This is a genomic window from Alphaproteobacteria bacterium (assembly GCA_040220875.1).
Lineage (GTDB): Bacteria > Pseudomonadota > Alphaproteobacteria > JAVJVX01 > JAVJVX01 > JAVJVX01.
The window spans coordinates 116,284-140,869 of sequence record JAVJVX010000007.1 but is presented as its reverse complement, the minus strand read 5'-3'; the positions used below and the strand labels follow the sequence as shown (position 1 = coordinate 140,869).

The window sequence follows — 24,586 nt, the reverse complement described above, 5'->3', positions numbered from 1 at the left end:
CTCAGTCATTCACGATCATGGCCGTGAAAACAGCTTCCGCCATCAGGTTGTCTTCGACCATCGCCTTGCCTTCGAACCGCCAGACATTGCCTCGGGCCTGCTGTTTGATGACGGGAATCCTGAGTTGATCGCCCGGATGAACCGGCCGGCGGAACCGGGCCTCGTTGATCGACATGAAATAGACGAGCTTGCCCTCGCTTTCCTTGCCCAGCGAGTGAACCACCAGCGCGCCGGCCGTCTGGGCCATGGCCTCGACGATCAGCACGCCAGGCATTACGGGATGGCCCGGAAAGTGTCCCTGGAAATACCACTCGTTGACGGTGACGTTTTTTATACCCGTCGCCGTCTCGCCCGCCACCATATCGACGACCTTGTCCACGAGAAGGAAGGGATAGCGGTGCGGGATGACCTCCTGCAGCCGATTCACATCCATTTCTGTTTCGGGCTCTTGCCCTGCCGCGCTGTCCATTTATTTTTCCGCCCGCGTTTTGGAGCGTGCAATCCGGGCCAGGGCCACGGTCTGGCGGTGCCAGTCCTTCAGCGGTACGGCCGGCGAGCCGCCCACCGCCCCGCCATCGGGGATGTCCCGCATCACTCCCGCCTTCCCGGCGATCTGGGCCCCCGTGCCGATCGTCAGATGGCCGGTCAGCCCCGCCTGTCCCCCCATCATGGCGTAGTCGCCGACTTTCGTGCTGCCGGAAATCCCGGTCTGCGCAGCGATGACGCAACCACGGCCAAGCACCACGTTGTGCCCGATTTGAACCAGATTATCAATAATGCAGCCTTCCCCGATCACCGTGTCGGGGCCGGTGCCGCGGTCGACCGTGGTATTGGCGCCGATCTCGGTGCCGTCCCCGATGATCACGCGTCCGAGCTGGGGAACCTTGACGGGCCCCGATTTCTCGAGCGCGTATCCGAACCCGTCCTGCCCGATCCGCCCGCCCGGGAATATCCGGACCCGCCTGCCAAGGTGACAATGGCTGAGAACGGCACCGGCGCCGATCCAGCAGCCGGCACCGATGATAACGCCGGGCCCGATGACCGCGTTCGCCTCGATCTTCGACGAGTCCCCGATCGTCACGTTCGCGCCGATGACGGCGCCCGGCCCGATCTCGACCTCGTCCCCGATCGCGGCCGAGGGATCGATGATTGCCGAGACATGGCGCTCACCCGTGGATGCCGCTTGCGGAAAGAAGGCTTGTGCCGCAAGCGCGAAACTTCGATAGGGAGTTTCGCTGATCAGAAGCGCCATCGATGCAGGTGCCCGCGCCACCATCTCAGGGTGCACGCAACAGGCACCGGCTTCACTTCGGGAAAACGCATCCGCATATTTGCGGTTATCGAGAAAGCTGAGGTCCCCCGGTCCCGCCTTATCGAGCGGCGCGACGCTTTCGATAAGGGTGTCGGGCGCACCTCGCTCCAGTCGCGCCCCGGCAAGTTCGGCGAGCGCGGCCAATGTAAGTGGCCCTTTCGACGAAAAGAACCGGGGATCAGGCATCGCTAGCTTTTCTCGACCTGCAGTTTGACGGTGCTGATTTTCTTGTTCAGCGCGATCAGGGACCGTTGAGTAATGTCGAGATCGGCCCCGACATAGAAGACCTGCCCCTTGACCAGCACGAGGTCGATGTCTCCCTCATCGGCGATTTTCTGAACCACCTGGTTCAAGGCCACTTCGATTTCCTTGAGACCACGGTTATAAGCCGCCTCCAGCGTGCGGCGGGCGGCGTCAGCCTCCTTCATCACCTGGGAGGCCTTTTGCTTCAGCGCCTGTGATTTTTCCTTGAGCTTGTCTTCGGCAAGAACCGTCGCCTGACGCTTGAGCTCCTCATCCTCGGAGCGCAGCTCGTTCTCCTTGCCCTTGAATTCCTCCTGCAGGGAGGTGTTGTATTTCTCGACCTGCGTTCGCAGGTCGGCCGCCGCGACAGATTCAGCGATAATCCGCTGAACGTCGAGTACCGCGACTACCGGCGGATCGAAATCGGCCGCATCCGCCTGTGTTGCGGGCGCGGCGGCAAAAAACAGCATTGCGGCAATCAGCCATAATTTCGTCATGCATCGCTTCATCGTCAAAACCTCGTTCCAAAACTGACACGGAAAGTTTCTAGTTCGTCGTGGTCTTCCTTAAGGATTGCCCTGCCCAGGTCAACACTAATAGGCCCGAAGGGCGAATCCCAACTCACGCCAATCCCGGCACTCGCCCGAAGCGAGCCGGCATCGACAATATTCGGGTCGATTTCGTCGATTTCGGTCAGCAGGCCGAAATCGGAAAAAATCCTCCCCTTGACTCCCAGTTCATCCGGGACCGGTGTAGGAAATTCGAGTTGAAGTGTCCCGGTAAAGGACTGATTTCCCCCAAGCGCGTCATCGAACAACAGGTCTCGCGGACCGATACCCGCAGGCTCGAACCCACGAAGATTATCACCACCCACAAAGAAACGGTTGGTAATCCTGACCGTACGCCCGCCAAAGCCGAAAACGTTTCCGGCACTGGCCCGAATGAGGCCAATCCAGTCCTGATCAAACGGATAGTAGTATCCGCCCCGAATTTCGGACCGGATAAAACGTTCACCGCCGCCAAGACCGGCCAGCGTGTTCGACAAGGTTGCAAACCAGCCGCGCGTCGTATTCTGCCGACTGTCCCGGGTATCGTAGGAAATGAAGTGCGAAATCGAGGACGTCGACCGTTCGCCTTCCTGCCTGCGAATGATCGGGGAGAGAAAGATCTCGGTCCCCTCGATGTCGTCCCGGCGCAGCGTGTAATTGAGGCCATGGCGAATGCGCTCGGACAGGTTATAGGCAAGGCGCAGGGTCAGCCCGACCGAATTCTGTTCGAAGGAACTCTCGTCGTCGAAATCCTGCTGGGTCAGAAAGAGATCAAACCCGGCCGACACGTCTCGGTCCAGAAAATAGGGTTCGGTAAAGCCGACATCGATCGCAGAATTTCGCTGGGAGATCGTGAAGTTCGCACGCACATCCTGGCCGCGACCGAGGAAATTCCGCTCCCGAATGCCGATCTGGCCCAGGGCGCCGGAGCCCGATGAGAATCCGGCGCCAAGGGAGAACTCTCCCGTGGGCTGTTCCTTGACCTCGACCTCAATCACCGTCAGGTCGGGCCTCGATCCGGGCCTGTTCCGCAACTCGACTTCCTCGAAAAATCCGAGATTATCGATCCGGGTTTCCGTCCGCTGCAGTTTCGCGGTGTTGAATGCATCGCCCTCGACAAGGCGGAACTCGCGACGGATGACCCGGTCGAGCGTCCGCGTGTTTCCAACGATGTTGATGCGCTCGATAAATACGCGGGGCGCCTCAGCGATCTGGAAAACCACGTGAACTTCGCGGTTTTCCCTGTCCCGCAGGGTTCGGGGCCGGATATCGACAAAGGCATAGCCAAGCTCGCCCACCCGATCCGTGATTTCGTCTACGGATTTCTCGACCTCCTCGCCATCGTAGATTTCCCCCGGTTGGACCAGAATTTCATTCTGGATCAGATCGCGGTCGATCTCCTCGATCTGCGAATTCACCTCTACCCGGCCGATCGTATACTGCTTGCCTTCTTCCACCGTGAAGGTGACGAAGAATCCCGACTTGTCCGGCGCCAATTCGGCCACCGCCGAAATAACGCTGAAATCGGCGTATCCGTTATTCAGGTAAAACCGGCGTAACGCATCCCGATCGAAGGCCAGCCGGTCAGGGTCGTAGGTGTCATTGCTCGACAAGATCCGCCACCAGGCCGTTTCCTTGGTGGCAATCACGCCTTTCAGTCGAAAGTCGCTGAATTCCGTGTTCCCGATGAAATTTATTTTCTTGATACCCGTAACTTCGCCTTCGTCTATCTCGAAGACCAGATCGACCCGATTCTGATCCAGCCGAATGATCTTTGGCTCGACCCGCGCGGCAAACCGCCCGCTTCGCTGGTAGAGTGTCGAGATCCGTCGCACCGCATTCTGGACCTTGGTTCGCGTGTAGACGACACGAGGCCTCAGGTCGATTTCCTCCTGAAGCTTGTCATCCTCGATCTTGCTGTTGCCTTCAAACACGAGGCGGTTGATGACCGGATTTTCCTCCACCTCCACCACAAGCTCGTTTCCTTCGCGGCGCACCTCCACGTCAGAAAAGAGCCCCGTCGCGAAGAGTTCCTTGAGTGAACGATCCATCCGCAACGGGTCGAAACGGTCCCCTTCCCTCAGCAGCAAATAACTCTCGACCGTCGCGCGCTCGATACGCTGGTTGCCACTGACACGGACACGCTCGACGACGCCGCCTTCGATGCCCTCCGCCGACGATCCTTCTCCCGGACCTGTCGCGGTCGCGCCGTCCCCTTCCGGGGGCGCGCTCGGCGCGGGCGCGCCGGCGCCGGGCGTCGTCGTCTCCGTGGCCGTCGGCAGGGGCTCGAGGATCGCGCCCGATGGCAGAATAATCCGCGCCGGCCGGGTGGTTGCAGGCGAATAGCGCTGAGTGGAATAGGTCTCGTATGTTGCCCCCGGCGTGCCGGCGGCGCGCGGTCGGGGGCTGGTGTAGGCCCCGCCGGGCGTCGCCGGGGCGGAACCTGGCGCCGTACTGGCGGCCGTCGGCTGCGGAGACGTGGTTACTTCCGTGACCGGGCCGTATCCGGACGAGGGCAAGAGCACCCCACCCGTCGCCGGGGCGGTCTGCTGGGCCCCGGCGCGACCGACGGGGAGCGCGGCCAGGACCAGGGCGAGCACCACCGGCATGGCATGCCCGACCGCCTTGCGTAACGCGCGAACGACTGCCCCCCACGCCCAAATCATCACGTCATCAAGGCCTTCACGAATTCCACCACCCGCAATTGGACCAGGTCATTCCAGGTGGCGAACAGCATCAGGCTGAGCACCAGCGCGAACCCGATGCGAAACCCGTATTCCTGTGCGCGCTGTCCCAGGGGCCGGCCCCGCAGGGCCTCGATCCCGTAAAATAGAAGGTGCCCCCCGTCGAGCATCGGGACCGGGAACAGATTGATCAACCCCAGATTGATCGACAGCAGCGCCATGAAATAGATGACGCTGATCCAGCCGGTCTGGGCCATCTGCCCCGACATCTGGGCGATCCGGATCGGACCGCCGAGCTCTTCCGCCGTCCGGCTGCCGGCGATGATCTGGCCCACAGCCGTCAACGTCATCGAGGTCAGCGAAACGGTTTCCTTGGCGGCCAGCCATGTGGCCTCCAGCGGATTGCGGTGAACGAGCTCCGTCGTGCCATTCGACGTCACCCCCAAAAGCCCGATCCGGTGCACCGTGCCGAACCTGTCGGTAACTTCAGTCATGCGTGGCCTGAGCGTGGCCTCGATACGCTCTCCGTCGCGCGACAGCACGGCCACGAGTGCCTCCTCGGGATGAAGGCGTACAATCTGCTGAATTTCCTCAAACCGCTCGATTTTACTGCCGTCGATCTCGAGGAAGCGGTCTCCCGGCTGAAGCCCGGCAGCAGCGGCCGCGCTGTCCGGGCGCACGTCGCCGATTTCGGGCGCCGTATAGGGTTGGCCCGCGACGACAAACAGCGCCGCCAGAAGGAAGATGGCGAAAAAGAAGTTGGCGAGGGGCCCGGCTGCGACGATCGCCGCGCGCTGGCCAAGACGCTTGTCGTGAAACGCCACACTATGATCAATCGCGTTGCCGGTCGCGGCCGGCGCCGCGGTGCCGCCGTCATTGGCCGGCCCGTCGTCCGGATCCGTGTCTGGCGTGCCGTCCCCGCCTGCCCTTGCCGGCCGGCTTATCGCGTCCTCGTCCCCGTGAAAGCGGACATATCCGCCAAGCGGTATCCAGCTGATTTTCCATCGGGTCTCCGCCCGGTCGGTCCAGCCGAAGATCTCGGGTCCGAAGCCGATGGAGAAGACCTCGACCCTGACGCCGTTGCGCCGGGCAACCCAGTAGTGGCCGAGTTCGTGGACGAACACGAGGATCGTCAGCACGACCAGAAACGGGATCAGATAACCGGTAAGAAAATCCATTTTTTCTAACCCCGTTGCCGGCGAGCGTTCATGAGTTCGTGTGCCAGGCGGCGCGCCTCCTGATCCACCGCGCGGACATCGTCGAGGCTGCGCAACGGCGCGCCACCCATAATTTCCATTGTACGCTCCACAATACGGCAGATATCGAGGAACCCGCTCGCGCCGGCGAGAAAGCCCGCGACCGCCACCTCGTTGGCCGCATTCAGGACGGTGGGCGCGCTGCCGCCCATGGCGAGCGCCTCGCGCGCCAGCCGAAGGGCCGGGAACCGTGCCGGTTCCGGTTTCTGAAAGGTCAGTTCGCCGATTTCGGCGAGATCAAGCGGCTTGACCGGGGCGGCCATGCGGGCCGGCCAGGACAGGGCATAGGCGATGGGCGTACGCATATCGGGCGAGCCCAGATGAGCAAGCACCGAGCCATCGACATAGCTGACCATGGAGTGAACGATGGATTGGGGATGTACGATGATTTCAATGCGGTCCATGTCGACGGGAAAGAGATGATGGGCCTCGATCACTTCCAGTCCCTTGTTCATCATGGTCGCCGAATCGACAGAGATCTTCGCCCCCATGCTCCAGTTTGGATGCGCGACCGCCTGTTCGGGGGTGACCGCCTCCATATCCTTCAGGTCCATGGTACGAAACGGGCCGCCCGAGGCAGTCAGGATGATCTTTTCAATTCCATCCAGGCGGTCAAAATCGAAAACCTGAAAAATTGCCGAGTGCTCGGAATCCACGGGCAGCAGCGTCGCGCCGCTCTTCGCGATTTCCGCCGTCACCAGATCGCCGGCGCAAACCAGGCTTTCCTTGTTCGCCAGCCCGACGATCGCGCCCTGGCGAACCGCGGCCAGAGTCGGTTCAAGTCCCGCCGCTCCCACGATCGCGGCCATGATCCAGTCGGCCGGGCGCGACGCCGCCTCGACGATCGCCACGGGGCCTGCGGCGACCTCGATCCCGGTGCCGGCCAGCCCGGCCTTAAGCGGCTCGTAAAGGGTTTCGTCGCCGATGACTGCCAGGGCCGGGCGAAATTCTGTCGCCTGTTCCACCAGCTTGGCCACGTTGCTGTGGGCCGTCAGCGCCTCGATCTCATAGGCCCCGTTGCCGCGCCGGATCAGATCGATCGTGGAGCATCCGACCGAGCCGGTGGACCCGAGGATGGAAATACGCCGCCGCCCGGGCTCTCGCTGCGAAATGGTTACAGCCATGCGCCGATGCCTCCGGGCGTGAGAAGATGGAAGCCGGCCAGCACCAGCGTTGCGGCCAGCAGGGAATCGATACGATCCATCAGCCCGCCATGGCCCGGAATGAGCGTGCCCGTATCCTTGAGGTGAAAATGGCGCTTGAGGCCGGATTCCAGCAGGTCACCCCCGATCGCGAGAAGACCGAGAATGGCCGACAGCACCAGGACCGGCCAGCCTCCCGTCCCGCCAGTCCCAAGTGATACGCCATAGCCGACGACAAGAGCGGCGAGGAAACCGCCAATCGCGCCCGACCATGTTTTCTTGGGGCTAACGTCCGGGGCGAGCTTCGGTCCGCCCACGAGGCGCCCGACAGCGTAGGCCGCAATATCCGTGGCCCAGACCACGAAGAACAGGACCAGCACGGCGCCCAGCCCGGCGGAGGCGTCACGAATCCAGATCAGGCACAGGATCGGCAGACCGATGACCCAGGCCCCGAGGCCGATCCACATCGGCCGGGAATCGCGCATCAGGCGCAAAAATGCCCAGAGCGCGGCCGACGTTACGCCAAGCGCGAGGAGCGCCAGCCCGGCATGGCCGCGCGCCGCCAGCGCGCCCACGACGACAGCCACGCCCGCGAGCGGCAAAAAAGCTCCCCGTCCGCCCGAAGCGGCCGAGAGTCCCGACCATTCCCAGGCCAGGATCACACCGGCGCCAATCACCAGCAATTCAAAAACGATGCCGCCCATGATCGCGGCTGCAACCACGACCGGCGCGAGAACGGCGGCCGAAATCAGCCGCAATCCCAGACGGTCCGGCTGCGCGGTCTGCTGCTCAGGCCCCATAACGCCGCTCCCGGCTGTGGAATTCCTCGATCGCGCGGGTCAAATCCTCTTTTCCGAAATCCGGCCACAGCTTCTCGAGAAATACGAACTCGGCATACGCCGCCTGCCAGAGAAGGAAATTGCTGATCCGTTTCTCACCGCTGGTGCGGATAATGAGATCAGGATCGGGCATGTCGGCCGTAAACAGGTGTCGCGCCAGAGAATCCTCATCGATCTTGGCGGGATTAAGGCGCCCTGCGGCCACCTCTTCGGCCAGAAACCGGGCCGCAAGCACGATTTCCCGACGGGCCCCGTAACTCAGCGCGATAGTCAGCGTGAGCGCCGAATTGTTGCGGGTGGTTTCCTCGCCGCGCTCGATCAGTTGGACGATCTCGGGCTCCAGCCGGTCGCGCTCGCCAATCACACGGAAGCGAACATCATGGCGGTGCAGCTCGGCGATTTCCGAGCGCAGATAATGACGAAGAAGCTGCATCAGATCGACAACTTCCCAGGACGGCCGCTTCCAGTTCTCCGAGGAAAAGCCAAACAGCGTGAGATAGCCGATCCCGAGCTCGCGAGCTGCCGTCACTGCGCGCCGGACCGACTCCGCGCCCTTCCGATGGCCTTCCGTTCGCGGAAGTCCGCGCGCGCGCGCCCAGCGTCCATTGCCATCCATGATGATGGCGACATGGCCGGGCGTTCCACGCTCGCCCTTTTTGGGATCGATCGCCTGCATCATCAGACCGTCATGATTTCCCGTTCCTTGTCGGCCAGAAGCTTGTCGATCTCGCCGACCGCCTTATCAGTCAACTTCTGGACCTCGTCACCAAGGTCACGGTGCTCGTCCTTCGAGATTTCGCTGTCCTTTTCCATTTTCTTGAGCTGGTCCATCGCGTCCCGGCGCACGTTGCGAGCCGCGATCCGGGCCTGCTCGGCGTATTTGGAGGCGACCCTGGCCAGTTCGCGCCGGCGCTCCTCGGTCAGATCCGGCACGGGCACCCGCACCATCTGCCCTTCCACCATGGGATTGAGGCCGAGATTCGACTCACGGATCGCCTTTTCGACCGCGCTCACCAGCCCCTTGTCCCAGACCTGGACCGAGAGCATGCGCGGCTCCGGCACGCCAATGGAGCCCACCTGGTTCATCGGCATCTGCGAGCCATAGGCATCCACCATGAGCGGCTCAAGAAGCGACGCGGAAGCCCGCCCCGTTCTCAGCCCCGCCAGCTCCCGATGAAAGGCCTCGACGGCGCCATCCATCCGGCGACCGAGTGTCTTGAGATCGAGATCGGCCATGAGGTTCAGTCCTCCCCGCAGATTACGGTCGCCCGGCCCTTGCCCGTCATGACTTCGGCAAAAGCGCCTGGCGTGTGAATTGAAAACACCAATATGGGAATCTTGTTTTCCCTCGCCAGCGAGATGGCCGACGCATCCATTACCCGCAGGTCATTGGACAACACCGCCATATAGGTCAGGCTGTCATAGCGCGTGGCCGACGGGTTTGTGACGGGATCCGCCGTGTAAACGCCGTCCACCTTGGTTCCCTTAAGCAGCGCGTCGCAGTTCATTTCCGACGCGCGCAATGCGGCCGCGGTATCAGTTGTGAAAAACGGGTTACCGGTGCCAGCGGCGAAAATTACCACTCGGCCCTTTTCCATGTGGCGGATGGCGCGACGGCGAATGAACGGCTCGCTGACACTGCTCATCGGGATGGCGGACTGGACACGGGTCGGGACCCCGGCTTGCTCGAGCGCGCTTTGAACCGCCAGCGCGTTGATCACGGTTGCGAGCATGCCCATGTTGTCACCCGTGACCCGGTCCATTCCGGCGGCCTGGGCGGCGATGCCGCGAAAGATGTTGCCGCCGCCAATGACCAGGCAGACCTCGACACCGAGATCGACGACGGCGCGGACCTCCTTGGCGACACGGTTGACGGTATCGGGATCGAGGCCGTAATCCCGGTCCCCCATCAGGGCCTCGCCGGAAATTTTCAGAAGAACGCGACGGTATCGGGTCTTGCCCGACGCGGCCTTGTCGGCGTTGTTCGTTCCCGCTTCGCTATCCATCCCAGGCGTAATGGCCGTGCTCCCTCAGGCGGACGGCCTGCGCCGCCCCATCTTCGACTCCCCGTAACGGCGCTGTCTCGGACTAGGCGCCGACCTGTTCCGCCACTTCAGAGGCAAAATCCTTTTCCTCGCGCTCGATCCCCTCGCCGAGTGCAAACCGGACGAAACCCGTCACTTCGATGGGCGCGCCGGCGTCCTTGGCCCAGTCATCGAGCACCTTTTTTACCTTCGATTCGCCGTCGATAACGAATGTCTGCTCAAGCAGCGCCACGGTTTCGAAATATTTCCGCAGCCGGCCTTCCACCATTTTTTCGATCACGTTTTCCGGTTTGCCGGATTCCCGCGCCTGCTCCGTCAGCACCGCACGCTCGCGCTCGACCGACTCGGCGTCCACCTCGTCGGCGCTGACCGCCAGCGGCATCGCGGCCGCGACATGCATCGCGATCTGCTTGCCAAGATCACCGAGCACGCCATGATCGCCCTCGGATTTTAGGGCGACGATGACGCCGATCTTGCCGAGGCCGGGCTTGACTGAATTGTGCACGTAATGGGCGACGACCCCGGGCGAGACCTCAAGCGAGGCCGCGCGCCGAAGGCCCATGTTCTCGCCGATGGTCGCGATAAGGTGGTTCAATTCCTCGCCGACATTGCGTTCGGTGCCCGGATACGGGACCGATTTCAGGGCCTCCATGTCGTCCCCCGTCTCGAAACAGAGCTCGGTGATCTCGGCCGCGAATTTCTGGAAATCTTCGTTCCGGGCGACGAAATCGGTCTCGGCATTCACCTCGACGACAACGCCTGCACCCTCGCGCGTGGCCACGCCGACGAGCCCCTCGGCCGCGACCCGGCCGGCCTTCTTAGCGGCAGCGGCAAGCCCCTTCGTGCGCAGCCAGTCCACGGCGGCGTCGAGATCGCCATCCGTCTCGGTCAACGCCTTCTTGCAATCCATCATCCCGGCTCCGGTCTTCTCGCGGAGCTCTTTCACCAGGGCTGCGGTGATTTTTGCCATATTTCCAAACCTTTATCCGTAAAACTTCAACCGTTGCCCGGGGGCCTCACGCCCGCGAAGCCTGCCCGGGCCGCGCTTGCCACCTACTCCGCCGGCTGTGCCGGCGCAGCCTGATCGCCCGCGCCGTCCCCGGCCGGCCGGGCCTCGCCGAGCGCTTCGACAGCGGGCTCTTCCGAGGCCCCGATATCCCCGCCACCGGCCGCCATTTCGGCCTGAAGACCGTCGAAGACGGCCGCCTTGACCAGATCGCAATAGAGCGAGATGGCGCGAAGCGCATCATCGTTGCCCGGGATCGGGTGGGCGATCCCCTCGGGATCGCTGTTGGTGTCCAGGATCGCCACGACCGGAATGTTCAGTTTGCGAGCCTCCAGTACCGCGATCGCCTCCTTGTTGGTGTCGATCACGAACAGGATGTCGGGCAGGCCACCCATTTCCTTGATGCCACCCACCGCGCGCTCCAGCCGGTCGCGCTCACGCGTAAGCTGCAGCATTTCCTTCTTGGTTCGGCCGGTCTCTTCCTTGCCGAGCTCCTCATCGAGCTCGCGCAGGCGCCGGATGGAGGCGGAAATCGTCTGCCAGTTGGTGAGCATGCCGCCCAACCAGCGATGGTTCACGAAATGCTGGCCGCAGGCCTGGGCCGTTTCGGCAATTTTCTGCTGCGCCTGGCGTTTCGTGCCGACGAAAAGGACCCGGCCGCCATTGGCCACGACGTCGCGGATCACAGCGAGGCCGCGATACAGCATGCCGTAAGTCTGTTCCAAATCAACGATATGCACGCCGTTGCGGACGCCGAAGATGTAAGGCCCCATCTTCGGGTTCCAGCGCCGGGTGTGATGACCGAAATGAACGCCAGCTTCGAGTAGCTGGCGCATCGTGTAGGCGGGAAGCGCCATGGTTCTCTCCTTCTCCGGTTAATCCGCCGCGGGAGGAAAGTCCGGTCCGGGACCGAACACCGGATCGGCCGTCCGACTTGTGGCCGGGGGCCGCGATCCCGCGTGAGGTTTATGGGCAGGGTGATACAGGCTGGGGCCCGCTTTGGCAAGCCGAAAACCTTGCCAAATCAGGAGTTTTTGTCCGTATTCCAAGGATTTGACCGCTGCCGCCGGCGTAGTCGCCGGGTCGCTTACTCGGCCGCCAGCGCGCCGAGCGGCCGGACCCCCGGCAGGGCCTGGAGCTGGGCCCGAAGCTGGCCCGAGAGAGCGTAGCGCTGGCGCAGTTCGACCTCCACCGTGCCCCCCTCGGCCAACGGCACAATCAGGGTAACCTGGCTCCGTCCGGGGCCGTCAGCCTCGAAAAGCCGGGCCAGGCGATCCACGGCAGCGCGGTCCTCGAGCACGAGTTGCAGCTCGTCCCCGAGGCGGGCCACCGCCTGATCAAGCGGCTCCAGCTTCTGCGCGATCAGCCGCGCGCCGCCTTCCTCCATGCGGCCCTCGACGGCGAGAAGCAGCGGCTTGCCGGATTCGAGAAGGTCGCGATGATCGCGCAGCATCTCGGAAAAGACCGTGACCTCGAACGTGCCCGTCGGATCGGAAAGCTGGACAAAGGCAAACCGGCTGCCTTTGGCCGAGGTCCGCTCCTGCTTGCCCGTCACGGTCCCGGCCAGCACAAGCCGTCCGGTCGTCCCTGACAGCCTGTCTTCAACCCCGGCCGCCGGGACCACCCCCAGCCGGGCCAGGCTGGGGCCATAAGCATCCAGCGGGTGGGCCGAGAGATAGAACCCCATGGCATCGAACTCTTCGGCCAGACGATCGAGGACGGCCCAATCCTCGCAATCGGGGATTTCGAGATCGCGGCGGAGCTCGACCGTATCCTCGCCGAAGAGAATGGGCTGGTCGGTCTGGCGGTCCTCATTGGCCGCGCTGGCGATCTTGAGGATGCCGTCGATGGCGCCAAAGACGCCGGCACGGTTGTCGTTCAGCCTGTCGAAGGCCCCGGCCTTGACCAGGTTTTCCAGCTGGCGGCGGTTCATGGCGCGCGGATCGAGCCGCTGGGCGAAATCCTCGAGCGAGGCGAAGGGCCCGTTCGCGCGGCGCTCCGCCACGATCTGTTCCATCGCATGTTCGCCGACATTGCGGATGGCGCCCAGCGCATAGCGCAGGGCCGGCCGGCCGTCAGTGTCGTCTTCGACCGAGAAAACGGCTTCCGAGCGGTTGATGTCAGGCGGCAACACGCGAAATGCCAGTCGCTCCACCTCCTGCTTGAAGACCGCAAGCTTCTCCGTCCGATCGAGATCGAGCGTCATCGTGGCGGCGAGGAATTCCACCGGGTGGTTCGCCTTGAGATAGGCCGTCTGGTAGGCGATGAGCGCGTAAGCCGCGGCGTGGGATTTGTTGAAGCCATAGCCCGCGAACTTGTTCACCTGCTCGAAGATGTTCTGGGCGACAGGTTCATCCACCCCGCGCGCCACCGCGCCCTCGATGAACGCCTGACGCTGCGCCTCCATCTCGGATTTGATCTTCTTGCCCATGGCACGCCGCAGCAGATCGGCATTGCCGAGCGAATAGCCGGACAGGACCTGCGCAATCTGCATCACCTGTTCCTGGTAGATCATGATCCCGAAGGTTTCCTTGAGGATGTCCTCAAGCGTGGGATGCAGATAGTCTGGCTTTTCGCGGCCGTGCTTGCGGTCGATATAGCTTGGAATGTTTTCCATCGGGCCCGGGCGATAAAGCGCGACGACGGCGATAAGATCCTCGAAACGGTCCGGTTGCAGCTTGCGCAGGACGTCGCGCATGCCCGCGCTTTCCATCTGGAAAACGCCCGTGGAGTCACCCCGGCCGAGCATCTCATAGGTGGCGCGGTCGTCGAGCGTGAGAGTCTCGAGGTCGATCGCGGTTCCCCGCGCGCGCAAGTGGCGAATGGCGTAGGCCAATACCGTCAGCGTCTTGAGTCCGAGGAAATCGAATTTCACCAGCCCCGCCGCTTCGGCGTACTTCATCGAGAATTGCGTCACGGGCATGGCCGCGCGCGGATCGCGGTAAAGCGGGATCAGCTCGTGCAGCGGCCGGTCGCCGATCACCACCCCGGCCGCATGGGTGGAGGCGTGGCGGTAAAGGCCCTCCAGCTTGAGGCCGATATCGACCAGCCGGCGGACGGACGGATCGTTTGCGCGCATATCCTGCAGCGCCGGCTCGCCATCCACCGCCTCTTGAAGTGTGACCGGGTTGGCGGGGTTGTTGGGCACCAGCTTGCAGATCCGGTCCACCTGCCCGTAGGGCATCTGGAGCACACGTCCCACATCGCGCAGCACGGCGCGCGCCTGCAGCTTTCCGAAGGTGATGATCTGGGCGACCCGGTCGTGCCCGTAGCGGTCCTGCACGTAGTGAAGCACCTCATCGCGGCGCTCCTGGCAGAAATCAACATCGAAGTCCGGCATTGAGACCCGCTCGGGGTTGAGGAAGCGTTCGAACAGGAGGCCGAACCGCAGCGGATCGAGATCGGTAATCCGCAGCGCCCAGGCAACTACCGAACCGGCGCCCGAGCCGCGCCCTGGCCCTACCGGAATCCCCTCGTTCTTGGCCCAGCGGATAAAGTCGGAGACGATCAGGAAGTAGCCCGCGAAACCCATCTTGACGATGATTTCGATCTCGAAATCAAACCGCCGATGGTAGGCTTCGGCCGTGCCCGCCATTTCCTCCGCCCGCAGCCTGGCGAGGCGGTCGTCCAGCCCGGCCTTCGCCTGAGCATGAAGTTCCGCCGCCTCGTCCCGACCTGCGGCCGTAGGGAAGGCCGGCAGAATGGGGTCATGCGCGGTTGGGAAATAGGCGCAGCGCCGTGCGATGGCGACGGTGTTCTGGATTGCTTCCGGGATGTCCGAAAACAGCGCCGTCATCTGGTCCCCAGGCTTCAGCCAGTGATCCAGCGTCTCGCGGCGACGGTTTTCGTCCTCGACATATTTCCCTTCCGCGACGCAGAGCAGGGCATCGTGGGCCTCGAACATATCGGGATCGCGGAAAAACACATCATTGGTGGCGACAAGCGGCAGGTCGTGGCGATAGGCGAGAGACAGGAGCCCCGGCTCGATCCGGTCCTCGATCTCAAGCTGGTGGCGCATCAGTTCGATGTAGAACCGTCCGGGGAAGATACCCGCGAGGCGGGCAAGGACGGTCTCGGCGCGGGCCTCCTGGCCATCCGCCAGAAGCCGGCCGACGGTACCCCGGGGACCGCCCGAGAGCGCGATCAGGCCCGCGCTCCGGTCCGCCAGCGTCTCGAGCGAAATCTGGGGCGTCTGGCCAGGCTCGGTTTCGAGGAAAGCCGCGCTGACAAATCCCATCAGATTGCGATAGCCCGTCTCGTTCTGCACGAGCAGGATGAGGTGATCCGGTTCCGCCGCCCGTCCGCCTCTTTGTCCATCGAGTTCGGACTCCGCCTCAGGCCGGGTCACATTGATCTGACAGCCAATGATCGGCTGGATGCCCCGCGCCGCGCATTTCTGCGCGAATTCGAGCGCGCCGAACAAATTACCACTGTCGGTGATGGCGATGGCGGGCATGCCATGCTCGTGGCAGAGCGCCACGATCTCGTCGGTCTTGAGCGCGCCTTCCAGCAGCGAATAGGCGGAATGGACGCGCAGGTGAACGAAACCGGGATCGACCTTGGCTACGGGCATGCCCAAGGATTCCATACTCCGCCCCCGCGCTCTAGCTCTCTTCGGCGCGTGTCTTTAATATCTTGTGGAAAACTCCCCGGTTCCGACGCCTGTCAGGCGACGGGCACCAGATGCCCGTCCTCGAGGCGCGTTGTGCGGTCCATACGCCCGGCCAATTCGCCGTTATGCGTGGCGATCAGGGCGGCCGTGCCGCTGTTCCGGACAACGTCGAGGATCGAACCGAAAACCTGCTCGGCCGTGCCGGGATCGAGATTTCCCGTGGGCTCGTCGGCGAGGATGAGAGCCGGCCGGTTGGCCATGGCCCGCGCGATTGCCACGCGCTGCTGCTCACCGCCCGAGAGTTGCGCCGGGCGATGATCCGCCCGCGCGGAGAGACCCAGTTCGCCGAGAAGGCGGTCTGCCCGTTCGCGCGAAACCTGACGCGGGAGACCCGCAATCATCTGCGGGATCATGACGTTTTCGCGTGCCGTAAACTCGGCCATCAGGTAGTGGAACTGGTAGACGAACCCGAGCTGCACACGCCGGATCCGCGTGCGCGCCTCGTCCGCCAGGCGGCCGCATGGCTGACCCGCGATTTCGACCTCGCCCCCGTCGGGACGCTCCAGCAGTCCGGACACGTGCAGCAGCGTCGATTTGCCGGAGCCCGACGGTCCGAGCAGGCCCACCACCTCCCCGCGCCCGACCTCGAGATCGCACCCGCGCAAGATCTCAAGACGCCGGTTGCCCTGGACGAAGGTCCGGGCAATCCCCCTGAGCGCAAGCACGACGGTCACGGCAGCCTACTCATAACGAAGCGCCTCCACGGGATCCAGACGTGCGGCCCGCCAGGCGGGATAGAGCGTGGCGAGAAACGACAGGCCAAGCGCCATTGCCACAACGAGGAGAACATCCATGGTCTGAATGATGGATGGAAGCGTGGACAGGAACCGCAGCTCGGGCGACCAGAGCTCGGTCCGGGTCAGACCTTCGATCCAAACCCGGATGCGATCGACATTGCCGGCCACGAGCAGTCCCAGTCCGGTCCCCAGCAGCGTCCCCAGAACGCCGATACTGGCCCCCGCCAGCACGAACACGCGCAGGATCGTCGCCCGCGACGCGCCCACAGTACGCAGGATGGCGATGTCCTTGCCCTTGTCCTTAACCAGCATAATCAGACTCGAAATAATGTTGAAGGCGGCGACCAGGATGATCAGCGTGAGGATCAGGAACATCACGTTTCGCTCCACCTTGAGGGCGGTGAAGAAACTGCTGTTGGCCTGCTGCCAGTCGACGATCCGAAGTCGCGTGTCGCCGGCCGCCTCGATAATGGCGGGTCGCAAGGCATCGACAAGATCGGCATCCTCGAGAAAGACCTCGATCAGCGTGGCCCCGTCCCTGGCGCGCAGGAATGTCTGGGCCGAAGCGATCGGCATGTAGATCATGCGGCTGTCATATTCGAACATGCCGACATCGAGCAGCCCGCCTACCCGGTAGGCGCGCGTCCGCGGCAGTGTGCCGAAAGCGGTTGCGGTGACCTCGGGCGAGATCAGGGTCACATGGTCGCCTTCGCCGAGCCCGAGGCGACGCGCCAGTTCGTGACCGACAATCACGTTATCGGGGTCCCTGAGCGCCTCGGCGCTGCCGATCTGGACGCCACGGGCCAGGATTGGGCGGTCGGCAAAGGCGTCCGGATCGAGCCCGAAAACGACCGCGCCCTGGGCCCGGCCGTGGGCTGTCGCCATCACCTGCCCGTCCACGATCGCCGTCGCCCGCGCCACGCCGGGCGTTTCGGCGAGGCGCGCGGCCAGCGCATCATAGTCGGAGATCAGGCGGTGCTCGGCGCCATAGAGCGCAAGATGCCCGTTGAGACCGAGAATCCGGTCCATCAGTTCGGCCCGGAACCCGTTCATGACACTCATCACCACGATCAGCGTGGCGACCCCGAGCGCGATCCCCAGAAGGGAGAACCCGGCGATGAGGCTGATCGCCCCTTCCTGACGCCGGGCCCGCAGGTAACGAAAGGCGATCCAGCGCTCGATCGGGCGAAACATCACACCCCCGCCTTGCGGTCGGGTCCCCGGCTCAGCCGGTCGAGGGCCGCATCAATCGATATTTCCTCCTTTTTGCCGGAGGCGCGGTTCTTGATTTCCACCGTTCCCGCCTTGACCCCGCGCGGCCCGATCACGAGCTGCCAGGGAAGACCGATCAGGTCCATGTCGGCGAACTTGGCGCCGGCGCCGAGATCGCGGTCATCGAGCAGCACTTCCTGCCCGGCCTCGCAAAGCCGGCGATACATGTCATCGGCGGCCTCGCTCGTCGCCGCATCCGACACCCGAAGGTTCACGATACCGATGCGGAACGGGGCGACTTCCTCGGGCCAGATGATGCCGGCCTCGTCGTGATAGGCCTCGATAATCGCCCCCACGAGGCGCGAGACGCCAATGCCGTAGGACCCCATCTCGACCGGGACAAGGTCGCCCGACGGGCTGGCCACCAGCGCCTCCATGGGCGCTGAATATTTCGTGCCAAAATAGAAAATATGCCCGATCTCGATGCCCTTGGTCGTTCGCAGGCGATCGGGCGGCACGGGGCACGCGGCCGGATCGTGCTTTTCATCCGCCGCGGCGTAGAGAGTCTTCAAGGTCTCGATATCGCCGTCGGGATCGAGCGAATCAAAGGCAGCATCATAATAGAGGTCGCTTTCGCCCGTTTCCGCCAGGATATGAAACTCGTGGCTCATATCGCCGCCGATCGCGCCAGGATCGGCCTTCACCGGAATGGCACGAAGCCCGAGACGGCGGAACGTCCGCAGATAGGTCTCGAACATCAGGTCGTAGGAACGCCGGGCGCCCTCGAAATCGAGGTCGAACGAATAGCTGTCCTTCATCAGGAATTCACGTCCGCGCATCACACCAAAACGCGGGCGGACCTCGTCGCGGAACTTCCATTGCACGTGATAGAGAATCTGCGGCAGGTCACGATATGACTTCACGTAGGCCCGAAAGACTTCCGTGATCATTTCCTCGTTGGTCGGCCCATACAGCAGATCGCGCTCATGGCGGTCGCGAATGCGCAGCATTTCCTTGCCGTAATCATCGTAGCGCCCTGATTCCCGCCACAATTCGGCCGGCTGGATGGTCGGCATGAGCACCTCCAGCGCGCCCGCCCGGTCCTGTTCGGCGCGAACGATCTTCTCGATCTTGCGCAAGACCCGGAAACCCAGCGGCAACCATGTGTAGATCCCGGCGGCCGACTGCCGGACCATGCCGGCACGCAGCATCAGCCGATGCGATGCGATCCGGGCTTCCGACGGGGTTTCCTTGAGAGTCGGCAGGAAATAACGCGACAAGCGCATCTGGCGGGCCTCGGGCAAGAGAACGGGCGGAAAAGGGTTGAACGCTGGCCCGCGACTCCGGACGTCCGGGAGGACCGGGCGGACTTTAGGCCAGGCGGCGCCCGAAAGGCAAATGCGCGCCGCCCTTGCGCCGACCCTCGCCCGCGCCACCCGCTCTGCTCAGTCCCCCTTTACCAGGCGCCCGCAGGCGGCTTCCAGTTTTGCCTGCGATTCGTCGCGCAGGGGCTGACCGTTGAAAAAAACGCGCCCATCCCGATAGGTGGCGACGCCGATATAGGCTTCGCCTTCGTACTGTCCGGAATTTTCGGGCAGGCCGAACCGCTCCTGCAACTGGATATCCACGCCGATCACCACCTCGTCCGGCACGTCGATGGCACCGCCGCCGGGCAGGTCGGCCGGCGCCACGGCCCGACCCTTGACGTCCACGCCCGGTGCGTAGGCGACATCGTTTGACGGAGAATGGGTGACCAATTCGCGACAGGTCCGGTCGCTCACCCGAACCACATGCCCGTCCCCGGTCCGGACCACGAGGCCCGCGCCGTCCTTGTCCGCCGCCCGGGCGTCCACGGCCCAGGCGTCCACGGCCCAGACCAGCGCTCCCGCCATGGCGGGACCGGCATACAGGCTGAGCAAAAGGATAAGGCGGAGAAACGACGTTTTCATGCAAAACCCTGTATCAAACTGTTGTAAAGAATACGTAAATTGTGCCTGTCCACAGGAGACGGGCGAAGCCGGAACGCCCGTCCGCCCCTGCCGCTCCCTCTCGGCCAACCGCCGCTAAGTGGCGGAATATAAGGGAATTCCCTGAGCCCGGCGGGCCAGAAACACCATGACGAACAGTCCGGAATGACATACATTCGTCCGCACTCGCGTCATAACGACGCATCGCCCGGGTTTGGGGAGAGACTGGGCAAACGCCTGCCCGGGCCGACCGATTTCGGACCAACCGATTCGGCAAAGATCGGCCCGGGGAAATCTGGAGGGACCGCGCCGCCCCCCTTCGCCTGCTTGGCGACGGGACGCGGACGCAGCGACAGCCCCGCAAGGGGGCAGGAAAACGCAAGACGGGCATCTGCCGGTTTTGCGTTTTTCTTTGACCCGCCTCCTACGCCGCCATCCAAGGTGGCCGCTGGCGGGCGATACGCTCGAAAACCGGGCAGTCCGGGTGATGGGCCCCGGGCAGATAGCCAAGGCTCATCAGAAACTCCCCGGTGATCTCGCCGCCGGTGAACTTGAAGGTTTTCCTGAACAGTTTGACCCAAGCGGGCTTCGACAGCGGATGGTGGGCGCGGAGCCAACCGTCGAACGACCCGTGCCGGGCAATCAGCTCGAGCACGCGACCGGCATTTTCGATCACGGCATCGACCTTGAGCCGGTTACGGATGATCGCGGCATCGGCCAGCAAGCGACGGCGGTCGCGGGCCCCGAACCCGGCCACGGTGGCGGGGTCGAAGCCGCGGAAGGCCTCGCGAAACGCCGACCGCTTCTTCAGGACCGTGAGCCAGGACAACCCGGCCTGGTTGATCTCGAGGCAAAGCCGCTCGAAAAGCACCGCGTTATCGACCTGGGGAAAGCCGTATTCCCGATCATGATAGGGGCCGTGCCACGGGTGGCCCGGCGCGATGGCACAGTAGGTCTTTTCGAAGGCCGGCGGGTCCGCCATCGGCTCACGGCGCCACGGTCGGACGCAGGGAAATGATTTCGGACGCGATCAGCCAGTAAACACCGGCCCATGCGATCCCCGCGATCACCGTCGTGATCGCCATTTTCAGCAAAATCCGCGGATTGCTCGGGGCCGAGGTCGCCTGCCCCGCCTCCATGTCTTCGGGGTCGGGCACCCGGTTGCCCCAGGGCAGCACGGTGAACAGGACCAGCCACCATAAGATCACGTAGACGACCAGGCCGGTGACCCAGTTCATGTCAGACCTCTTCCAATTCGATCAGCGTGCCGCAGAAATCCTTGGGGTGCAGGAAAAGGACCGGCTTGCCATGAGCTCCGATGCGCGGGCGCCCGTCGCCCAGAACACGGACGCCATCAATCTCCAGCTTCTCTCTCGCGGTCTCGATATCATCGACCTCGAGGCAGACGTGGTGCATGCCGCCGGCAGGGTTGCGCTCGAGAAACCCGCGGATGGGCGAGTCGTCGCCAAGCGGGTGCAGCAACTCGATCTTGGTGTTGCCAAGATCGACAAAAACCGTGGTAACGCCATGCTCGGGCAGGTCCTCGGGAGCGGACACGCGGCCCCCCAGCGTATCGCGGTAGAGCGCGCTGGCCGCCGCCAGATCCGGGACCACGACGGCCACGTGGTTGAGCTTGCCTATCATATCAAATATCAATCGTAATTATTTGTTTTTATTATATAATCATTCTTACGCATTGGGCAGATGGAGGAGGTGGATGTCGGTCATCGGCTTGCGCCCCGTGGCCTGAAAGAGACTCCGCCGGATCGCCCGCCGGGCGGCTTCACGCCGGACATCATCGCCTTCCCTCACCGTCGCTTCAAGCGCCGCCTTGACTGCCGTTTCAGCCGCCTCGCGTGCCGAATCCCAGGCTTCCTCCTCCAGCACGCCCTGGAGCGAAAGCTGGAGCGGCGCCGCCAGCATCCTGTCGGCGCCCAGGACGATCGTCGCCACCGCCGCCCCGTTGAACAGGAGCTTCTGCCGGTCGCGAACGACCTTGCCGCCGAAGGGCACGACCCGTGCGCCGTCGAGGCAGAGCCGGCCGGCCGGGACCTGGGCGACCACCGCCGCAGGGCCCGGTGCCAGACGCAGCACATCGCCGTTTTCCACCTCGAACGCCTCGCGCGCGCCCCAGTTTCGGGCCAATTCGGCATGACGGCGCAAATGGCGCCATTCCCCATGGACCGGGACGGCGATGGCCGGTTTAACCCAGCCATACATACGTGCCAATTCGTCTTCCGCCGGATGGCCGGACACATGGATGAAGCCGTCTTTTTCCGTCAGCACGCGCGCGCCCTGCCGCCGGATCAGGGATTGCAGCCGGCCGATGGGCTTCTCGTTGCCGGGAATGATCCGGCTCGAAAAAATCACCAGGTCGCCCGGATGAATCCGGGCCCGCGGATGGGCATCCGTCGCCATACGGTACAGGGCGGAGCGCGGCTCGCCCTGGCAGCCGGTGCAGATGATCATCGCGTGCTCGTCCGGGACGAGGCCGATATCGCGCTCACTGACAAAGGTGATGTCGTCCGGCAGATACCCGGTCTCGCGCGCGATCTCGACGATCCGCCAGAGCGAACGGCCCACCAGCCCCACGTCACGGCCGCATTCCCGGCCGATCCGGGCGAGCGAGAGCAGTCTGGCCAGATTGGAGGCGAAGCAGGTGGCGACCACCCGCGCGGCGCCCGCGTCGGCGATGATCTTGCGGAGAGAATCGCGAACATCGGCCTCGGAACCGGCTTCGCCCGGGCGCAGCGCATTGGTGCTGTCGCATACCATGGCCAGCACGCCGGCCCGCCCCAGATCGCTGAGGGCCTTTTCATCCGTCGCTTTCCCGACCAGCGGATCGGGGTCGAGCTTCCAGTCGCCCGTATGCAGGACGCGCCCGTAGGGAGTCTCAATCGCAAGCGCGTTGGGCTCGGGGATCGAATGGGTGAGTGTGATGAAGGAAAGCCGGAAAGGGCCGATATCCATGCCGCCCGAGAGCGGGATTTCATACAGCGGCACCTCGTCGAGGAGCCCGGCCTCCGCCAGCTTCCGTCGCAGCATCGCGGCCGCGAACGGCGTGGCGTAAACCGGGCAGTTGAGGCGCGACCAGAGATACGGTACGGCGCCGAGATGATCTTCATGGGCATGAGTCAGCACCAGCCCCGCCAGGCGGTCGCGCTGGGCGACGATGAACGCCGGATCGGGCATCAGCACATCGACTCCCGGCGTGGTGTCATCGCCGAACGTGATGCCAAGATCGACCATCAGCCACGTCCCGTCGCAGCCATAGAGGGTGAGATTCATGCCGATCTCGCCCGCCCCGCCCAATGGCAGGACACTCAATTCAGCGCCGGACACGTAATCGCCGGGCAGCGTGCCGGCCGGGATCGAGACCGCGCTCATGTCACAAGCCCGTTGCCGCGCGCCACGAGATACAGGCCGAAGAGCGTGAGATCGCTGTCAGCCCTCGAGATCGCCGTGACCTCGTCGAGAAAGAGGGGGGCCAGCCCGCCCGTGGCGACGGCGGCCATGCGGGGGTTGCCCTGTTCCTGTCTGATCCGTTCAATCATGCCTTCCACCAGGCTGACATAGCCCCAGTAAATACCCGACTGCATCGCCTGGACGGTGGAGCGACCGATCGCCCTCTCGGGCCTTTCGATGGCGATGTCCGGCAGCTTCGCGGCCGCGCGATGCAGCGCGTCAAGCGAGAGATTGATGCCGGGTGCGATGGCGCCCCCCAGATAGGCCCCGTCTGCCCCGACGACGTCGAAAGTGGTTGCGGTCCCGAAATCCACGACAATCAGCGGGCCGCCATAGCGCGCGAACGCGGCAATCGCGTTGACCAGCCGATCGGCGCCGACCTCACTCGGGCGGTCCAGCCTGACCTCGATACCAAGATCGACGTCCGGATCGCCGATGACAAGGGGGGTCAGGGAAAAATGGCGGGTAAACATGCGTTGCAGCATCAAATCGGCCGACGGGACCACGTTGGCGATCGCGGCTGCCGTGACCTGCCGCGCCTCGATCCCGGTCTCCGAGAGTGCGGTTTCCAGCCAGGCGTACAATTCGGCCGCCGTGCGGTCCCGGCCGGTTTCCCGCCGCCACGAACCCAGCAGCCTGTCACCCCGGTAAAGCCCTGCCACGAGATTGGTGTTTCCCGAATCGATCGCGACCAGCATCACAGAGGCTCCCGATCTTGGGGTGGCCAGAATACTTCACCGGCGTGGATCCGTCTTTGCCCCCCTCGCCCGGCAACCAGAAGCGCCCCCTCGTCGTCGAGGTCGACGAGCCGCGCCTCGAAGGTCTCATCGGCGAGGCGGAGCTCGGCCATTTCACCCAGGCCCACCGCTTTTTCGCGCCAGCGCGCCCGGATGGCAGCGAACCCGTCCCCCGTCCACATCCGATAGAGGGGAGCGAGAGCCGCCAGCACCGCGTCGAGACAATCCCCCGGTTCGGGCGCGACGACGCCTTCAGCCAAAAGATCGGTCGCCGGGAAAATCGCATTGGTCGGGTGATTGCGCAAATTGACCCCGAACCCGGCCACAACCCATTCCGCCCGATCCCCCCGGAAACTTGATTCCAGCAGAATACCCCCTAGCTTGCGTCCGTTCAGCAGCACGTCATTCGGCCATTTGTACCCGATGGCCGCGCCGCCCGCCGCCGCCGGGTCCGACAGTGCCTCGCCGATCGCGAGGGCGAGGACGAAGGCGAGTTGGCCCGTCTCCCGCGCCGCCCGTTCGGGCCGCAGAATGACCGAGGCCGTGAGATTGTCCGTTCCCGCCATCCAGGCCCGGCCCCGTCGCCCGTAACCCGCCGTTTGTTCGCGTGCCCAGATGACGGCCCCTTCCCGCGCGCCGGCGGCCGCCTGCGCTTGCGCCTCACGGTTCGTGCTCTCCAGCCGTTCGAACGACCGGATGTCCCAGGAGAGGATCAAGATGT

General features: G+C 63.9%; 23 protein-coding genes. All 23 read right to left on the bottom strand.

The annotated features are described in order from the left end of the window. Position 1: 1 nt before the first annotated feature. Positions 2 to 469, bottom strand: a complete 468-nt coding sequence (fabZ, locus tag RLQ26_09245; protein MEQ9088911.1) for a 3-hydroxyacyl-ACP dehydratase FabZ — start codon at positions 467 to 469, stop codon at positions 2 to 4. Continuing rightward, entirely contained in the window at positions 470 to 1,498 is a 1,029-nt protein-coding gene (lpxD, locus tag RLQ26_09240; protein ID MEQ9088910.1) for a UDP-3-O-(3-hydroxymyristoyl)glucosamine N-acyltransferase, read from the bottom strand. It abuts the gene before it with no gap. Between the two features lie 2 nt (positions 1,499 to 1,500). Continuing rightward, the gene (locus tag RLQ26_09235; GenBank protein MEQ9088909.1) at positions 1,501 to 2,052 is read right to left on the bottom strand and encodes an OmpH family outer membrane protein; all 552 of its coding nucleotides are present in this window, start codon (positions 2,050 to 2,052) and stop codon (positions 1,501 to 1,503) included. Positions 2,053 to 2,066: 14 nt separating this feature from the next. Further along, a complete protein-coding gene (gene bamA / locus RLQ26_09230; GenBank protein ID MEQ9088908.1) occupies positions 2,067 to 4,769 on the bottom strand; it encodes an outer membrane protein assembly factor BamA in 2,703 nt (900 codons plus the stop codon). Further along, complete coding sequence (gene rseP / locus RLQ26_09225; GenBank protein MEQ9088907.1) at positions 4,769 to 5,965, bottom strand: RIP metalloprotease RseP; 1,197 nt, start codon at positions 5,963 to 5,965, stop codon at positions 4,769 to 4,771. The genes bamA and rseP overlap by 1 nt, the downstream gene beginning before the upstream one ends. 5 nt (positions 5,966 to 5,970) lie before the next feature. Next, positions 5,971 to 7,167, bottom strand: coding sequence for a 1-deoxy-D-xylulose-5-phosphate reductoisomerase (locus RLQ26_09220; GenBank protein MEQ9088906.1), 1,197 nt, complete (start codon positions 7,165 to 7,167; stop codon positions 5,971 to 5,973). Next, positions 7,158 to 7,985 carry a phosphatidate cytidylyltransferase gene (locus tag RLQ26_09215; protein MEQ9088905.1) on the bottom strand — a complete coding sequence of 276 codons (828 nt, stop codon included), beginning with the start codon at positions 7,983 to 7,985 and terminating at the stop codon, positions 7,158 to 7,160. The genes RLQ26_09220 and RLQ26_09215 overlap by 10 nt, the downstream gene beginning before the upstream one ends. Beyond that, the gene (locus RLQ26_09210; protein ID MEQ9088904.1) at positions 7,975 to 8,700 is read right to left on the bottom strand and encodes an isoprenyl transferase; all 726 of its coding nucleotides are present in this window, start codon (positions 8,698 to 8,700) and stop codon (positions 7,975 to 7,977) included. The genes RLQ26_09215 and RLQ26_09210 overlap by 11 nt, the downstream gene beginning before the upstream one ends. Positions 8,701 to 8,702: 2 nt before the next feature. Beyond that, positions 8,703 to 9,260 (bottom strand): ribosome recycling factor, encoded by a 558-nt coding sequence (frr, locus tag RLQ26_09205; protein MEQ9088903.1) that lies wholly within the window; start codon positions 9,258 to 9,260, stop codon positions 8,703 to 8,705. Between the two features lie 5 nt (positions 9,261 to 9,265). Continuing rightward, positions 9,266 to 10,030 carry a UMP kinase gene (pyrH, locus tag RLQ26_09200; protein MEQ9088902.1) on the bottom strand — a complete coding sequence of 255 codons (765 nt, stop codon included), beginning with the start codon at positions 10,028 to 10,030 and terminating at the stop codon, positions 9,266 to 9,268. A gap of 82 nt (positions 10,031 to 10,112) precedes the next feature. Continuing rightward, on the bottom strand, positions 10,113 to 11,039 hold the full coding sequence (gene tsf, locus RLQ26_09195; GenBank protein MEQ9088901.1) for a translation elongation factor Ts: 927 nt from the start codon (positions 11,037 to 11,039) through the stop codon (positions 10,113 to 10,115). Between the two features lie 83 nt (positions 11,040 to 11,122). After that, positions 11,123 to 11,932 carry a 30S ribosomal protein S2 gene (gene rpsB / locus RLQ26_09190; GenBank protein ID MEQ9088900.1) on the bottom strand — a complete coding sequence of 270 codons (810 nt, stop codon included), beginning with the start codon at positions 11,930 to 11,932 and terminating at the stop codon, positions 11,123 to 11,125. Between the two features lie 230 nt (positions 11,933 to 12,162). Then, the gene (dnaE, locus tag RLQ26_09185) at positions 12,163 to 15,648 is read right to left on the bottom strand and encodes a DNA polymerase III subunit alpha (GenBank protein MEQ9088899.1); all 3,486 of its coding nucleotides are present in this window, start codon (positions 15,646 to 15,648) and stop codon (positions 12,163 to 12,165) included. A gap of 92 nt (positions 15,649 to 15,740) precedes the next feature. Further along, positions 15,741 to 16,421: an ABC transporter ATP-binding protein gene (locus RLQ26_09180; protein ID MEQ9088898.1), complete on the bottom strand. Its 681-nt coding sequence runs from the start codon at positions 16,419 to 16,421 to the stop codon at positions 15,741 to 15,743. Between the two features lie 6 nt (positions 16,422 to 16,427). Continuing rightward, entirely contained in the window at positions 16,428 to 17,681 is a 1,254-nt protein-coding gene (locus RLQ26_09175; GenBank protein ID MEQ9088897.1) for a lipoprotein-releasing ABC transporter permease subunit, read from the bottom strand. Continuing rightward, positions 17,678 to 18,982 (bottom strand): proline--tRNA ligase, encoded by a 1,305-nt coding sequence (locus tag RLQ26_09170; protein MEQ9088896.1) that lies wholly within the window; start codon positions 18,980 to 18,982, stop codon positions 17,678 to 17,680. Before RLQ26_09170 ends, RLQ26_09175 begins: the two co-directional genes overlap by 4 nt. 159 nt (positions 18,983 to 19,141) lie before the next feature. After that, positions 19,142 to 19,645 (bottom strand): hypothetical protein, encoded by a 504-nt coding sequence (locus RLQ26_09165; protein ID MEQ9088895.1) that lies wholly within the window; start codon positions 19,643 to 19,645, stop codon positions 19,142 to 19,144. A gap of 442 nt (positions 19,646 to 20,087) precedes the next feature. Further along, positions 20,088 to 20,645: a DNA-3-methyladenine glycosylase I gene (locus RLQ26_09160; GenBank protein ID MEQ9088894.1), complete on the bottom strand. Its 558-nt coding sequence runs from the start codon at positions 20,643 to 20,645 to the stop codon at positions 20,088 to 20,090. A gap of 4 nt (positions 20,646 to 20,649) precedes the next feature. Next, positions 20,650 to 20,901 (bottom strand): DUF1467 family protein, encoded by a 252-nt coding sequence (locus tag RLQ26_09155; GenBank protein ID MEQ9088893.1) that lies wholly within the window; start codon positions 20,899 to 20,901, stop codon positions 20,650 to 20,652. Between the two features lies 1 nt (position 20,902). Further along, positions 20,903 to 21,307, bottom strand: a complete 405-nt coding sequence (gene mce, locus RLQ26_09150; GenBank protein MEQ9088892.1) for a methylmalonyl-CoA epimerase — start codon at positions 21,305 to 21,307, stop codon at positions 20,903 to 20,905. A gap of 45 nt (positions 21,308 to 21,352) precedes the next feature. After that, positions 21,353 to 23,050, bottom strand: a complete 1,698-nt coding sequence (locus RLQ26_09145) for a ribonuclease J (protein ID MEQ9088891.1) — start codon at positions 23,048 to 23,050, stop codon at positions 21,353 to 21,355. Then, positions 23,047 to 23,826 carry a type III pantothenate kinase gene (locus RLQ26_09140; protein ID MEQ9088890.1) on the bottom strand — a complete coding sequence of 260 codons (780 nt, stop codon included), beginning with the start codon at positions 23,824 to 23,826 and terminating at the stop codon, positions 23,047 to 23,049. Before RLQ26_09140 ends, RLQ26_09145 begins: the two co-directional genes overlap by 4 nt. Further along, entirely contained in the window at positions 23,826 to 24,581 is a 756-nt protein-coding gene (locus RLQ26_09135; GenBank protein ID MEQ9088889.1) for a biotin--[acetyl-CoA-carboxylase] ligase, read from the bottom strand. Before RLQ26_09135 ends, RLQ26_09140 begins: the two co-directional genes overlap by 1 nt. Between the last annotated feature and the right edge of the window lie 5 nt (positions 24,582 to 24,586).